Source organism: Rhodosalinus halophilus (assembly GCF_003298775.1).
GTDB classification, from domain to species: domain Bacteria; phylum Pseudomonadota; class Alphaproteobacteria; order Rhodobacterales; family Rhodobacteraceae; genus Rhodosalinus; species Rhodosalinus halophilus.
Map to the genome: position 1 here is coordinate 102,635 of NZ_QNTQ01000014.1, position 14,470 is coordinate 117,104.

At 68.1% G+C, this 14,470-nt stretch carries 13 protein-coding genes; 12 read left to right on the forward strand and 1 reads right to left on the reverse strand.

The features are described 5' to 3' along the window. Window positions 1-26 precede the first annotated feature (26 nt). The 6 genes from DRV85_RS14480 (at window position 27) to DRV85_RS14495 (ending at window position 5,362) form a co-directional block, all read left to right on the forward strand. Window positions 27-2,993, forward strand: coding sequence for a helicase-related protein (locus tag DRV85_RS14480; RefSeq protein WP_113290193.1), 2,967 nt, complete (start codon window positions 27-29; stop codon window positions 2,991-2,993). Continuing rightward, a complete protein-coding gene (locus DRV85_RS19035) occupies window positions 2,990-3,322 on the forward strand; it encodes a hypothetical protein (RefSeq protein WP_147238858.1) in 333 nt (110 codons plus the stop codon). Before DRV85_RS14480 ends, DRV85_RS19035 begins: the two co-directional genes overlap by 4 nt. Window positions 3,323-3,336: 14 nt before the next feature. Next, the gene (locus DRV85_RS19560) at window positions 3,337-3,795 is read left to right on the forward strand and encodes a PIN domain-containing protein (RefSeq protein ID WP_147238859.1); all 459 of its coding nucleotides are present in this window, start codon (window positions 3,337-3,339) and stop codon (window positions 3,793-3,795) included. Continuing rightward, window positions 3,774-4,172, forward strand: coding sequence for an RNA-binding S4 domain-containing protein (locus DRV85_RS14485; RefSeq protein ID WP_233495529.1), 399 nt, complete (start codon window positions 3,774-3,776; stop codon window positions 4,170-4,172). The genes DRV85_RS19560 and DRV85_RS14485 overlap by 22 nt, the downstream gene beginning before the upstream one ends. A gap of 52 nt (window positions 4,173-4,224) precedes the next feature. Next, window positions 4,225-4,563 carry a ferredoxin FdxA gene (gene fdxA, locus DRV85_RS14490; protein ID WP_113290194.1) on the forward strand — a complete coding sequence of 113 codons (339 nt, stop codon included), beginning with the start codon at window positions 4,225-4,227 and terminating at the stop codon, window positions 4,561-4,563. Between the two features lie 289 nt (window positions 4,564-4,852). Continuing rightward, complete coding sequence (locus DRV85_RS14495) at window positions 4,853-5,362, forward strand: CarD family transcriptional regulator (protein ID WP_113290195.1); 510 nt, start codon at window positions 4,853-4,855, stop codon at window positions 5,360-5,362. 93 nt (window positions 5,363-5,455) lie between these two features. Here the strand turns inward: DRV85_RS14495 and DRV85_RS14500 are convergent, their stop codons facing one another. Continuing rightward, on the reverse strand, window positions 5,456-7,315 hold the full coding sequence (locus tag DRV85_RS14500) for a monovalent cation:proton antiporter-2 (CPA2) family protein (RefSeq protein ID WP_113290196.1): 1,860 nt from the start codon (window positions 7,313-7,315) through the stop codon (window positions 5,456-5,458). Window positions 7,316-7,684: 369 nt separating this feature from the next. Between DRV85_RS14500 and DRV85_RS14505 the strand changes: the two genes are divergently transcribed. From DRV85_RS14505 to boxB, 6 genes are all read left to right on the forward strand, one after another. After that, a complete protein-coding gene (locus tag DRV85_RS14505; protein ID WP_113290197.1) occupies window positions 7,685-8,152 on the forward strand; it encodes a 4-hydroxylaminobenzoate lyase in 468 nt (155 codons plus the stop codon). A 34-nt stretch (window positions 8,153-8,186) separates the two neighbouring features. After that, window positions 8,187-9,752, forward strand: a complete 1,566-nt coding sequence (locus DRV85_RS14510) for a benzoate-CoA ligase family protein (protein ID WP_113290198.1) — start codon at window positions 8,187-8,189, stop codon at window positions 9,750-9,752. Continuing rightward, on the forward strand, window positions 9,752-10,570 hold the full coding sequence (locus tag DRV85_RS14515) for an alpha/beta fold hydrolase (RefSeq protein WP_113290199.1): 819 nt from the start codon (window positions 9,752-9,754) through the stop codon (window positions 10,568-10,570). Before DRV85_RS14510 ends, DRV85_RS14515 begins: the two co-directional genes overlap by 1 nt. Then, window positions 10,571-11,011 (forward strand): DUF309 domain-containing protein, encoded by a 441-nt coding sequence (locus tag DRV85_RS14520; protein WP_113290200.1) that lies wholly within the window; start codon window positions 10,571-10,573, stop codon window positions 11,009-11,011. A gap of 134 nt (window positions 11,012-11,145) precedes the next feature. Beyond that, on the forward strand, window positions 11,146-12,804 hold the full coding sequence (gene boxC, locus DRV85_RS14525; RefSeq protein ID WP_199525952.1) for a 2,3-epoxybenzoyl-CoA dihydrolase: 1,659 nt from the start codon (window positions 11,146-11,148) through the stop codon (window positions 12,802-12,804). A 177-nt stretch (window positions 12,805-12,981) separates the two neighbouring features. Further along, window positions 12,982-14,433, forward strand: a complete 1,452-nt coding sequence (gene boxB, locus DRV85_RS14530) for a benzoyl-CoA 2,3-epoxidase subunit BoxB (protein WP_113290202.1) — start codon at window positions 12,982-12,984, stop codon at window positions 14,431-14,433. Window positions 14,434-14,470: the final 37 nt, after the last annotated feature.

Sequence of the window (14,470 nt, forward strand, 5' to 3'; positions counted from 1 at the left end):
CACACAGACCCGGGCGAGGGGGGCACATGGCGAGTGAGGGCAGGATCGTCGCGGTCCTGGGGCCCACCAACACCGGAAAGACCCATTACGCCATCGAAAGGATGCTGGGCTACCGGACGGGGGTCATCGGCCTGCCGCTGCGGTTGCTGGCGCGCGAGGTCTACGACCGGATCGTCGCGGCGCGGGGGCCGTCTGTCGTCGCGCTCGTCACGGGCGAAGAGCGGATCGTGCCGCCGCGCACGCAGTACTGGGTCTGCACCGTCGAGGCGATGCCCGAGGGCATGGGCGCCGATTTCGTCGCCGTGGACGAGATCCAGCTCTGCGCCGATCCCGAGCGCGGCCACGTCTTCACCGACCGGCTTCTGCGGATGCGCGGACAGCACGAGACGCTGTTCATGGGCGCGGACACGATGCGCGGGCCGATCCGGGCGCTGGTGCCGCGGGTCGAGTTCCTGAGCCGCGACCGGATGTCCGAGCTCGCCCACACCGGCCAGCGCAAGATCAGCCGGATGCGCCCGCGCTCCGCGATCGTCGCGTTTTCGGTCGAGAGCGTCTATGCCATCGCCGAGCTCATCCGCCGGCAGAAGGGCGGCGCGGCGGTGGTGATGGGGGCGCTGAGCCCCCGCACGCGCAACGCCCAGGTCGCGCTCTATCAGAACGGCGACGTGGATTATCTGGTCGCCACCGACGCGATCGGGATGGGGCTGAACCTGGACATCGACCACGTTGCCTTCGCCGGCTTGCGCAAGTTCGACGGGCGGCGCATGCGCCAGCTCGCGCCCAACGAGCTGGGACAGATCGCGGGCCGCGCCGGCCGCGGCATGTCCAACGGCAGCTTCGGCACGACCGGCGAGGCCCCGCCCATCGCCGACGAGGTGGCCGAGGCGATCACCAATCACCGTTTCACGCCGGTGAGCCGCGTGCAATGGCGCAATCCGCGGCTGGCCTTCGGCTCGCCCGAGGCGCTGATCGCCTCGCTGGAGGAATCGCCACCCGCGCCGCTGCTTTCCCGCGCCCGCGAGGCGGACGACCTGCGCGCGCTGCGGATGCTCGCGGCCGAGCCGGACGTCTGCGCGCGCGCCTCCGACGCGCGGGCGGTCCGGCTGCTGTGGGATGTCTGCCGCATTCCGGATTTTCGCGGAATCAGTCACGGCGAGCACGCGGAACTTCTCGAGTCGATCTTCATTCACCTGCATGACGGCGGTCGCGTCCCCGAGGACTGGATCGCGCGGCAGGTCTCCCGGATCGACCGCGTGGAGGGCGACATCGACACGCTCTCGCGCCGGCTCGCGTTCATCCGGACCTGGACCTACGTCGCGCAGCGTCCGGGCTGGGTCGAAGCTGAAAGCCATTGGCGCGAGGCCACGCGCGCGGTAGAAGACCGGCTGTCGGATGCGCTGCACGCGAAGCTCACGCAGCGGTTCGTGGATCGGCGCACATCCGTCCTCATGCGGCGGCTGAAGCAGAAGGAGGCCCTCTTGGCCGAAGTGAGCGACAACGGAGAGGTCCGCGTCGAGGGCGAGTTCGTGGGCCGGCTGGAGGGCTTTCGCTTCCGCCGCGACACGGCGGCGGCGGGACAGGAAGCGCGCACCATCGCCTCCGCCGCGCTGCAGGCGCTGGCGCCCCATTTCCACCTGCGGGCCGACCGCTTCTACAATGCTCCCGACACCGAGATCGACTTCACCGAGCAGGGCGGGCTCATGTGGGGCGAACAGGCGGTGGGCAAGCTCGTCGCCTCGGACGACCCGCTGCGCCCGCGGATCGAGGTCTTCGTGGACGAGGACGCCGGGCCGGAGGTCGCCGACAAGGTGCAGCGGCGGCTCATGCACTTCATGGACCGCAAGGTCGCCGCGCTCTTCGAGCCGCTTCTCGCGATGAAGCGGGACGAGAGCCTCTCGGGCCGGGCCAAGGGCTTCGCCTTCCGCCTCGTCGAGGGCTTCGGCATCCTGCCGCGCGGCGGCGAGGTGGCCGAGGAGGTGCGCGCGCTCGATCAGGACGCGCGCGGCGCGCTGCGCAAGCACGGCGTCCGCTTCGGCCAGTTCACCATCTTCCTGCCGGCGTTGCTCAAGCCCGCGCCCACGCGGCTGCGGCTGGTTCTGTGGAGTCTCGAAAACGGGCTCGACACCTTTCCCGAGGCGCCGCCGCCGGGGCTGGTGACGATCCCGGCGGACGGCTCGGCGCCCAGGGGCTACGCGGCGATGGCGGGCTATCGCGCGGCAGGCGCCCGTGCGGTCCGCATCGACATGCTCGAGCGGCTCGCGGACATGCTGCGCGCCGAGGACACGAAAGGCGGCTTCGAGGCCAAGGCCGACATGCTCTCCATCACGGGGCTGACGCTCGAGCAGTTCGCCGATCTGATGCAGGGGCTGGGCTATCGCGCGGTGCGCGGCGAGCGGCCCAAGGCGCGTCCGGCGCCGGCCGCGCCGGAAGAGGTCCAGCCCGTGACCGAGGCGGCGCCGGCCGCCGACGAGGTGCCGCCGGATGCCGCGCCGACGGCGGCGGATGCGGCGCCCGAGGTGGCGCCCTCCGCGCCGCAGCAGCCGGGCCAGCCTGTCGCGGAGGAGCCGCAGGCCGGCACGCCTGCCGAGGTCGTGTCCGATGCCTCCGCGCCGGCACAGGCGGAGCCTGCGCCCGACGCGGGGCAAGGCGAGATGAACGACCAGCCGCAAGAGCGCGCGCCCGGCGAGGCGGGTCCGGAGGCGCAGGTCGCGCCGACCCCGGATCCGGAGGAGACGGAGGTTTTCTACACCTTCACCTGGGCCGGGCGGGGCCGCGGGCAGGCGCGGGGCAGGCCGCGGCGGGAGCAGGGCGAGACTCGGCCGCGCGGCGACGCGCCGAAGGCCCGTGGCAAGGGCAAGCCCAAGGGCGGCAAGCCGCAGCGCGATGCGAAGCCCAAGACCTTCACCGCCGGACCCGACAGGAAGGCGAAGGACAGGATCGACCCCGACAATCCCTTCGCCGCGGCGCTGATGGGGCTGAAGGACAAGGAGTGACACCCGTCAATCTTGGAGAACTCGATATGGAAGAGGCCAGGGAAGGACTCACGGCAGATCAAGCGATAGATCTCGCTTTCGATTACTTCGAAAGGTTCGTCGATCGAGGGCAGAACCTCCAAAATGTTCTATTGGAAGAGTTGCAGCCACAAGCGGATGGGTGGATCGTATCGATTGGCTTCGACGGGTCGCGTCAGGAGATTTCCGAACCTGCCTACTCTGGCGCTGTTGCGGCATTATCCGGTTTCGGACAGAAGACGACGAAATATACTAGAGAAATCAGGCATTTCCACATCGACGGGTCCGGCGGGTTTCAGAAGATGACGTGACTGTGCGGCGGGTAATGCTCGATGCTGGCCCGTTGGTTTTACTCCTCGGCGGTACCCTGCGGCCTGACAAGGTGGGAACAGGACGGCGTTTTGGTAAGTATAACAAGCCGATGTACGACCGCTTGCTCGCTGAAGTTAATGGCGCTCTAGGGCATATCTCCCTTCCGAATATTCTGACTGAAGCATCCAATCATTTGGGCTCAGGCAAGCAAGAGTATGTCGACGGTGGCGCAGAGGCGTTGGCGGCCTACGCCAAGTCTCTTGAGGAGCTTTACCTCCCAAGCGAGCGCGTTGTGGAAGAGGCTGTATACTGTAAAGTCGGACTCACCGACGCTGCAATCTTTTCATGCCGTGCGCGACTCGTTCAAGATCGCGTGCGCGTGTATACCGAGGATTTCGAACTGTACCAAAGGCTTTGCAGTGCGAACGTTGACTGCGTCAACATCATGCATTGGAGGACTCCATCTCGGTAGCACGAGGTCCCACCCAGCGGCTCGACAAATGGCTGTGGCAGGCGCGCTTCTTCAAGACGCGCAGCCTCGCCGCACGCGAGGTGTCGGCCGGCAACTGCCGCGTCAACGGAACCCGCGTCACCAAGCCCGCCGCCGCTGTCGGCGAGGGCGACGTGCTCACCTTCGCGCAGGCCCGCCGGGTGCGGGTGATCCGGGTGACGGGACTGCCCGCGCGGCGCGGCCCGGCGGCCGAGGCGCAGGCGCATTACGTCGATCTCGCGCCGCCGGAGCCGCCTTCCGCCAAGGAAGGCGGCGCCCCTGTCGCGGAGCCGGGCGGCAGGCCCACGAAACGCGCCCGCCGGACGCTGGAACAGATGCGCGGGCGGGCGCTTGAATGATCCCGGTCGCTGGACTAGCTACGGGTCCGTCGAAGCAATCGCGGACCGCGCCATGACCTACGTCGTCACCGACAACTGCATCGCCTGCAAGTATACCGACTGCGTCGAAGTCTGCCCCGTGGATTGCTTCTACGAAGGCGAGACCATGCTGGTGATCCACCCCGACGAGTGCATCGACTGCGGCGTGTGCGAGCCGGAATGCCCCGCCGACGCGATCCGCCCCGACACCGAGCCCGACATGGAGAAGTGGGTGGAGTTCAACCGGAAGTACTCCGAGATGTGGCCGGTCATCATCACCAAGAAGGATCCCCTGCCCGAGGCGGACGACCGGGACGGCGAGAGCGGCAAGCTCGAGAAATACTTCACCGAGGCCCCCGGCGAGGGCGGCTGACCCCCGATTCGGTCGCCCGTGCCGCGCGTGGCGCGGAAGCGGGATCAGCTTCGCTGCGCAGGGCCATGAAAACGCGACGTTTCCACCGTTCGCACCTTGTGGCGGCTGGAAATTTCGGCTGCGATCTGTTATATATCCCTCACATGAATGTTGCGCGTCACGCCCGGGGCTCTGCTGCCGCCTGGGCGCTTTTGCCGGCATCTAGAGGGTTCGGGACCGGGTGTATGCGAGTATTCCCGCCCGATCTTTTTGTCGCCCGGGTTCCGGGCGGCGAGTGAGGAAGGACCGCATGAGCAAGACCAAGAAAACCGAATTCCGTCCGAACGAATACGTGGTGTACCCCGCGCATGGCGTGGGCCGGATCGTCTCGATCGAAGAGCAGGAGATCGCCGGCATCAAGCTGGAACTCTTCGTGATCTCCTTCGAGAAGGACAAGATGACGCTCCGGGTGCCCACGGCGAAGGCGACGGAGATCGGCATGCGCTCGCTCTCGACGCCGGACGTGGTGTCGAAGGCGATGTCGACGCTGAAGGGGAAGGCGAAGGTCAAGCGCGCGATGTGGTCGCGCCGCGCCCAAGAATACGAGCAGAAGATCAACTCGGGCGACCTGATCGCGATCGCCGAGGTGGTCCGCGACCTGCACCGCGCCGACGATCAGCGCGAGCAGAGCTATTCCGAGCGCCAGCTCTACGAGGCCGCGCTCGAGCGGCTGACCCGCGAGGTCGCGGCCGTCTCGGGCAGCGACGAGATCGCCGCCGCGAAGCAGGTGGACGAGATGCTGATTTCGCGCGCCGCCTGATCTGCGCGCCACGCATGATCGCTGCTGGGGCTGCATCCGCGAGATGCGGCCCCTTTTTCCTCGGGGCGGCTGCGTGCCGGACATGCCCGCTTGCTAGGCGACGTCCTGCCGCGTGCCCTCGAGGATCTCGGTGAGTTGCGTCTCCAGGTCGCGCTCGAGTTCGCGCGCGCGGGCGAGATAGGCCTCGTTCTCGGCGATGGGCCGCTCGGGATCCCAAAGCTGGGCCAGTTCCCGCACCGCCTTGCGGTCGTGCTGCTTAAAGGCCCGCTCTGCCTCGGCCGATTCGAAATCCGTGAGCCCGATGTTTTCCAGCACGTAGCGGCCGGCGCGCAGCGAGCTGTCGAACATCTCCCGCACGATGTCGTTGGCGCCTGCCCGGAACAGCCGGTAGACATGCGTGCGGTCCCGCGCGCGGGCGATGATGTGCAGGTCCGGCCGCTCCCGCCGCGCATAGGCCACCAGCCGCACCGCCGCGTCCGGGTCGTCGAGCGCGACCACCAGCACCCGCGCGTCCTTCAGCCCGGCCGCGTGCAGAAGCTCGGGACGCGTCGGGTCGCCGAAGAACCCCTTGAATCCGAACCGCCGCATCAGCTGGATCGTCTGCATGTTGTGGTCGAGCACGATCGTCCGGTAGCCGGTGGACTGCACGAGCCGGTTCACGATCTGGCCGAAGCGGCCGATGCCGGCGATGATCACGGGGCCGGTCTCGTCGATCTCGTCGGCCGGCGGCGCCTCGGCCGTCGTGCCGATGCGTTTGGCGAGCGCGTCATAGAGCAGGAAGAGCAGCGGCGTGACCAGCATCGAGAGCGCGACGACGAGCAGGATCGTCTGCGACAGTTCGGCCGAGACGACGTTGGTCTGCACCGAGAAGGAGGTGAGCACGAAGCCGAACTCGCCGGCCTGCGCGAGACCCAGGGTGAAGAGCCACTGATCGCGCCCCTTCAGGCCGAAGAGCTTGCCCAGGACGAAGAGCACGGCCCCTTTCAGCGCGATGAGGCCCAGCGTCAGGCCGAGGATGAGGACGGGCGCGCCGAAGAGCACGTCGAAATTGATTCCCGCCCCCACGGTGATGAAAAAGAGGCCCAGCAGCAGGCCCTTGAACGGCTCGATGTCGGATTCGAGCTCGTGCCTGAACTCCGAGGTCGCCAGGACGACGCCGGCCAGGAAGGCGCCCAGCGCGGGCGAGAGGCCCACAAGGTTCATAAGAAAGGCGATGCCCACCACGATCAGCAGCGCGAGCGCGGTGTACATCTCGCGCAGGCGTGCCGCGTGGATGAAGCGGAACACCGGGCGTGTCGCGTAGATCCCGGTCAGGATGATCGCCGCGACGGCGCCCAGCGTCACCAGCGTCGCGCCCCAGCCGGGCAGCCCCTCGACCAGAGACATCGACCCGCCATGCGCCCCCTCGGCGTGAGGCGCGGCGTCGTGTCCGGCCGCGGCCTGGACCGCGAGCAGCGGCAAGAGCGCCAGCATCGGGATCACGGCGATGTCCTGCGTGAGCAGCACCGAAAAGGCCGAGCGGCCCCCGCCGGTCTGGATCAGCCCCTTTTCGGAGAGGGTCTGCAACACGATCGCGGTCGAGGAGAGCGCGAAGATCATCCCCAGCGCGAGCCCCGTCTGCCAGGCGAAGCCCATCGCCATCGCCGCCGCGGTGACGAGCGCCATGGTCACCCCGATCTGCAACCCGCCGAGGCCCACGAGCTTGTGCCGCATGTTCCACAGCGCCCGCGGCTCCAGTTCCAGCCCGATCAGGAACAGCATCATCACCACGCCGAACTCGGCGAAATGCTGCAACTCCTCGGTGTCGGCGCCCACGAGGCCCAGCACCGGCCCGATGGCGATGCCGGCCGCGAGGTAGCCCAGCACCGAGCCGAAGCCCAGCCGCGCGGCGATCGGCACCGCGATCACCGCGGCGGCGAGGTAGATCGAGGCTTGCAGCAGGAAGTGCTCCATGCGGGATCCTTCGGTCAGCGGCGCATCGCGCCTGAGCGGCTCTTCCGCGATCCGCCCAGGGATCCCGGTCCCGGACAGGATGCGGCAGGCGCATGCGGAAGATCAACGTGTCAGGCGCAACGCGGTCCGTTCGATGGCCGCGCAAGACCCGTTTCGTCCAGGCGGCGGGCGTCCTCCCCGCGCTGTGCAGGACGGGGCCGGCGGGGCGGGCCCCCTGATCACCCCCCGGAACACGACGCCGGTCATCCCGATATCAGTGATCATCGCGCCCAATTGTGCACTAAATTGCATACGTGGGCGGTCAGCCTTGAGTCCGGGTGCCTGGTTGTGCAAGATAGCGCACAAAGTTCGACTCGGGAGGAAATGCGCATGTCCCAATCCGAATTCGCCGAGGTCGTGGGCGGGATCGCCGCCGACATTGCCGGAAAGCCGGTGGACGACAGCCTTCAGGCCTATCTGAACGAGACCTACCCGGCCGATGGCGAGACCTTCGCGCGCCTCAAGGCGCTCTGCGCGCAAGGCGAGGCCGAGGGCTGGCTGATGGCGCGCGAGGCGGGCGGCATCAAGTTCGGCCGCGCGATCAAGCCCGGTGCCGAGGCCGGCAGCTTCAGCGTCGACGTGGTGCGCATGAAGGACGTGAAGGGCCCGCACCACTTGCACCCCAACGGCGAGATCGGCGCGGTCATGTCGCTGGACGGCGCGCCGAAGTTCGACGGCTGGCCCGAGGGCTGGTACGTCTACGGCCCGGGCACGGACCACCATCCGACGGTCGAGGGCGGCGATGCGCATGTCCTCTACCTTCTGCCCGAGGGGGCGATCGAGTTCACCGGCAAGTGACGCCATCTGCACGGCAAGGGGAGGGCCGCGCGACATGAGCGAGAACGAGAACGCCGCGCTCTGGTTCGTCGAGCGCAACGTGGAGGAGGGGCGCAGCGACAAGCCCGCCTTCCGCGAAGCCTTCGGCACGGGGCGCGAGCTGACCTATGGCGCGCTGGCGGAGGCATCGGGCCGAGTCGCGGACGCGCTGGCGCGGGCCGGCCACCGGCGCGAGGAACGCGCGGCGGTTCTGGTGCTGGACCAGATCGAGTTTCCGCAGGTCTTCTTCGGCTGCATGAAGGCCGGCGTCATCCCCATTCCGCTCAACACGCTTCTCGCCGCGGATGTCTACAACGTCATCCTGCGCGACAGCCGCGCCTCGGTGCTCTTCGTCTCGGCCGAACTGGTCGAGGCGGTTCGCCCCGCGCTCTCCGGCAACCCCTACCTGCGGCATATCGTGGTGATCGGCGGCGAGGCGCCTGCCATCGAGAACGGCCCGGCGCAGATCGAGACCTGGGAGAGCTTCCTGAAGGGCGCCGCGCCCGCGCCCGCGGTCGAGGCCCACGCCGACGAGGTCGCCTTCTGGCTCTATTCCTCGGGCTCCACCGGCCAGCCCAAGGGCGTGCGCCATGTTCACGGCTCGATGCGCTACACCGCAGAGACCTACGGGCGCGAGGTGCTGGGGATCGAGGAGAACGACACCGTCTATTCGGTCGCCAAGTTCTTCTTCGCCTACGGGCTGGGCAACGCGGTCTCCTTCCCGATGTCGGTGGGCGCCACGACGCTCCTTTTCAACGGCCGGCCGACGCCCGAGGTCGCGGTGGGCATCATCGAGCGCGAAAGGCCCACGATCTTCTGCGGGGTGCCCACGCTCTATGCCGCGACCGTCGCGCATCTGGAGGGGCAGGGGGCCGCGCCCGAGGCCAACCTGCGGCGCTGCATCTCTGCCGGCGAGGCGCTGCCCGAGGAGATCGGCAAGCGCTGGCGCGCGCTCTTCGGGGTGGACATCCTCGACGGGGTGGGCTCGACCGAGATGCTGCACATCTTCCTGTCGAACGCGCCGGGCGACGTGGTCTACGGCACCTCGGGCCGTGCCGTGCCCGGCTACGATCTGCGGCTGGTGGACGAGGATGGCGCCGACATCACCGCGCCTGGGGCGATCGGGGAGCTGCTGGTCTGCGGGCAGTCCGCCGCGGACGGCTACTGGAACAAGCGCCGCAAGTCGCGCACCACCTTCGAGGGCGAGTGGACGCGCACCGGCGACAAGTACGAACTCACCGAAGACGGCCGCTACATCTACTGCGGGCGCACCGACGACATGTTCAAGGTCTCGGGCATCTGGGTGTCGCCCTTCGAGGTCGAGCAGGCGCTGATCGCGCATCCCGGCGTGCTCGAGGCGGCGGTCGTCTCGCGCCGCGACGAGAGCGGGCTGGAAAAGCCCGCGGCCTTCATCGTGCCGAAGGCAGGCCAGGACGCCGATACGCTCGCCGCCGAGCTCAAGGACTTCGTGAAGTCCCGCATCGGCAAGTGGAAATACCCCCGCTGGATCGAGGTGGTGGAAGAGCTTCCCAAGACCGCCACCGGCAAGATCCAGCGCTTCAAGCTCAGAGAGGTGGCGTGATGGCCGGATGGAGCCGCGAGACGGCGTATCTGACAGCCGGCGGCAAGCAGCTCGAATACCGCTGCTGGGGGACGGGGCCGGAGGCGGCGCCGACCATCGTGCTGCTGCACGAGGGGCTTGGGTGCCTCGCGCTCTGGCGCGATTTCCCGGAAAAGCTGGCGCAGCGCACGGGCTGGGGCGTCATCGCCTTTTCCCGCGCGGGCTACGGGCAGTCGGACCCGGCCGACCTGCCGCGCCCGCTCGACTACATGACGCGCGAGGCGCATGAGGTGCTGCCGCAGGTGCTCGACGCCGTGGGCTTCCGCCGCGGCGTGCTGATGGGCCATTCCGACGGCGCGACCATCGCGGCGGAATACGCCGGCGGGATCGAGGACTTCCGTGTGCGCGGCCTGATCCTGATGGCGCCGCATTTCTTCACCGAAGACATGGGGCTTGCCGAGATCGCCCGCGCGAAGGAGGCCTTCGACAAGGGCGACCTGAAGGATCGGATGGCGAAGTATCACCGCGACGCGGAGGCCACCTTCCGCGGCTGGAACGACGCCTGGCTCGACCCGAAGTTCCGCGACTGGAATGTGGCCGAGGTGATCGACTACCTGCGCGTGCCGGCGCTCGCCATCCAGGGCCGCGACGATCCCTACGGCACGCTCGCCCAGATCGAGGAGCTGGAGACGCGCGCCTATTCGCCCGTCGATACGCTCATCCTCGACGACTGCAAGCACGCCCCGCATCTGGAGCAGCCCGAGGCGGTGCTGGCCGAGGTGGCCGAGTTCTGCGCCCGGCTGGAGCGGATCGAGGCGGCAGAGCCCGAGACCGCCTGAGTGGAGCGGCCTCCGCACGCCTATGTGCCGGGCCGCAGTCCGCGCCACCCCGAGGGGCTCTTCGATGCGGTGCGCGACACGGCAGAGGGCGTGCCGGTCGACCGGCTGGCCGAGACCGAGGCCTGGCGCACCGGTCTGCGCTGGATCGACGAGGGCTATTTCTGGGAGGCGCACGAGGTGCTAGAGCCCGTATGGATGGCCGCGCCCCCCAACGCGCCGGAGCGCTCGATGGTCCGCGCCGCGATCCAGTGCGCCAACGCCCGCCTCAAGCGGCGCATGGGCCGCGATCGTGCGGCCGCGCGGCTGGAGGGTGTGGTGGCCGGACTGCTGGACGAGGTTGCGCTCTCGGGTCGAAGCCGGGTGATGGGGCTCGGCCTCGACGAGGCGCGCGCCCGGTTCGGTGGCGCAGATTCGGTGCGGGATATGCAAGATAATGCATAGTTCGCCCCTGTGTCGCATGGATGAGGCCAAATTGCTGAGTTGCGGGGACTCTTTTTTCGCATTATAGCGCATCCCGGCGGTTTACCGGGCGTGGATCGCGCACTATACTGCAAGCCAACCTGAGGAGGATGCGCGTGACCCAACGGATCGACTTTCAGACCGACCCCTCGAAGTATCGCCACTGGCGGGTCGAGTATGACGGCCCGGTCGCCACGGTCGTGATGGACGTGGACGAGGATGGCGGCCTCTTCGACGGCTACAAGCTCAAGCTCAACTCCTATGATCTGGGCGTCGACATCGAACTGGCCGACATCGTCCAGCGGATGCGCTTCGAGCACCCCGAGGTGCGGGCGGTGGTGATGAAGTCGGGCAAGCCGGGCGTCTTCTGCGCGGGCGCCAACATCCGGATGCTGGGCGGCGCCTCACACGCGCACAAGGTCAACTTCTGCAAGTTCACCAACGAGACGCGCAACGCCTACGAGGCGGCCGAGGCCGAATCGGGCCAGACCTGGATCGCGGCCGTCCGCGGCTCCTGCGCGGGCGGCGGCTATGAACTGGCGCTGGCCTGCAACCACATCATGCTGACCGACGATTCCACCTCGAACGTCGCGCTGCCCGAGGTGCCGCTGCTCGCCGTGCTGCCGGGCACCGGGGGCCTCACCCGCGTTACCGACAAGCGCAAGGTGCGCCGCGACCTGGCCGACGTCTTCTGCTCGATCGAGGAGGGGGTGAAGGGCAAGCGCGCGCTCGACTGGCGTCTCGTGGACGAGGTGGTGCCGAACACGAAATTCGACGACGCCGTGCTGGAACGCGCCCGCACCATCGCGGCAGAACGCCCGCGCGAGGGCGCGAAGGGCATCGAGCTCACCCCGCTGGAGCGCAGCTTCGGCGAGGATGGCGCGGTCACCTATTCCACCGTCGAGGTCGAGGTGGACCGCGACGCAGGCACCGCGACGATCACGGTGAAGGGCCCGGAAGAGGATGCGCCCGGCGCGATGGCCGATTTCCATGCGCAGGGCGCGCAGGCCTGGATGCTGCGCGCCGCGCGCGAGCTCGACGATGCGATCCTGCACCTGCGCCTCAACGAGCGCACCGCGGGCCTGCTGATCCTGCGCACGCAGGGCGACCCGGAGCGCGTCGTGGCGCACGAGAAACTGCTGCTCGACAATGCCGACGACTGGCTCGCCAACGAGGTGCTGCAATACTGGAAGCGCCTGCTGAAGCGGGTGGACATGACATCGCGCAGCCTTGCGGCGCTGGTCGAGCACGGCTCCTGCTTCGCCGGGCCCCTGGCGGAGCTGCTCTGGGCCGCCGACCGCTCCTACATGATGGAAGGCGAGTTCGAGGGCGACAACCGGCCGATGGCGACCGTCACGCTGACCGAGGGCAACTTCGGCCGCTACCCGATGGGCAACGACCTCACGCGGCTCGAGACCCGCTTTCTCGGCAGCCCCGAGGCGGTGGAGACGGCGAAGGGACACTTGGGCGAGGCGCTGGAGGCGGAAGAGGCCGAGGAGCTTGGCCTCGTCACCTACATCCTCGACGACATCGACTGGGAAGACGAGGTGCGCATCTTCATGGAGGAGCGCGCGAGCTTCTCGCCCGACGCGATGACCGGCATGGAGGCCAACCTGCGCTTCGCCGGTCCCGAGACGATGGAGACCCGCATCTTCGGCCGGCTCACCGCCTGGCAGAACTGGATCTTCCAGCGTCCCAACGCCGTGGGCGAGGCCGGTGCGCTCAAGCGCTACGGCTCCGGCCAGCGCGGCGAATACGACATGGAGCGCGTGTGACCCCGCCGCGCGAAGGAAGGTGCGTGCGAGCACGCACCCTACGCCGGTTCCGATGGGCGGCGAGAGACGCGCCCGTAGGGTGCGCCGTCCCGGCGCACCGGCCGCGGGCCGAAAGGAAGGATGAACCGTAGGGTGCGTGCTCGCACGCACCGTCACCGAACCAACAGGGAGACCCCCATGCTCGACCTCATCAACGTGAGCTACGACACGCAGATCCCGAACAACGTCGGGCTGAGCTCCGACAAGCGGGTGCTCAAGGCGCTCGAGAAGTGGCACCCGGGCTACATCAACTGGTGGAACGACCTCATTCCGGAGAACTTCCAGAAGAGCCTCGTCTATCTCCGCACCGCGGTCAGCGTGGATCCGAAGGGCTGGGCGAAGTTCGACTACGTCAAGATGCCCGAGTACCGCTGGGGCGTGCTGCTCGCCCCGCAGGTCGAGGGGCGCACGATCCCGTGCGGCGAGCACGCGGGCGAGCCCGCCTGGCAGGAAGTGCCCGGCGAATACCGCAACATGCTCAAGCGCCTGATCGTCATCCAGGGCGATACCGAGCCCGCGAGCGTCGAGCAGCAGCGCAGCCTCGCGCTCACCGCGCCCTCGCTCTATGACATGCGCAACCTCTTCCAGGTGAACGTGGAGGAGGGCCGCCACCTCTGGGCGATGGTCTACCTGCTGCACAAGTACTTCGGCCGCGACGGCCGGGAGGAGGCGGACGACCTGCTGCGCCGCTCTTCCGGTTCGGAGGAAGCGCCGCGGATGCTGGGCGCCTTCAACGAGGAGACGCCGGACTGGCTGTCCTTCTTCATGTTCACCTACTTCACCGACCGGGACGGCAAGATGCAGCTGGAGAGCCTCGCGCAGTCCGGCTTCGACCCGCTGTCGCGCACCTGCCGCTTCATGCTGACCGAGGAAGCGCACCACATGTTCGTCGGCGAGACGGGCGTGGGCCGCATCATCGAGCGCACCTGCCAGGTCATGAAGGAGAACGGCATCGAGGATCCCTACGAGATCGACAGGATCCGCAGCCTGGGCGTCATCGACCTGCCCACGATCCAGAAGAAGCTGAACCTGCACTACACGCTGTCGCTCGACCTCTTCGGGCAGGAGGTGTCCACGAACGCGGCCAACGCCTTCAACGCGGGCATCAAGGGCCGTTACATGGAAAGCCGGATCGACGACGATCACAAGCTTCAGGACGCCACCTACGAGGTCACGACGATCGAAGACGGCCAGATCAAGCGCATCGCGGCGCCCGCGCTCACGGCGATCAACATGCGGCTGCGCGACGACTACACCCGCGACGCGGCGGGCGGCATCAAGCGCTGGAACAAGATCATCGAGAAGGCCGGCGTCCAGTTCGAGCTCAAGCTCCCGCACGAGGGCTTCAACCGCAAGATCGGCGTCTTCGCCAATCAGCTCATCGACCCCGAGGGCAATTTCGTCACGGGCGCCGAGTATGACGCCAAGGTCAACGACTGGCTGCCGACCCATGCCGACGGCGACTTCATCCAGTCGCTCATGAAGCCGGTCTACGAGCCCGGCCAGTATGCCGGCTGGATCGCGCCGCCGAAGGTGGGCATCGACAACAAGCCCGGCGACTTCGAGTATGTGAAGCTGCACATGGCCTGACGGCCTTGGCCGCCGGGGCCGGAGGCCGTCCCGGCGG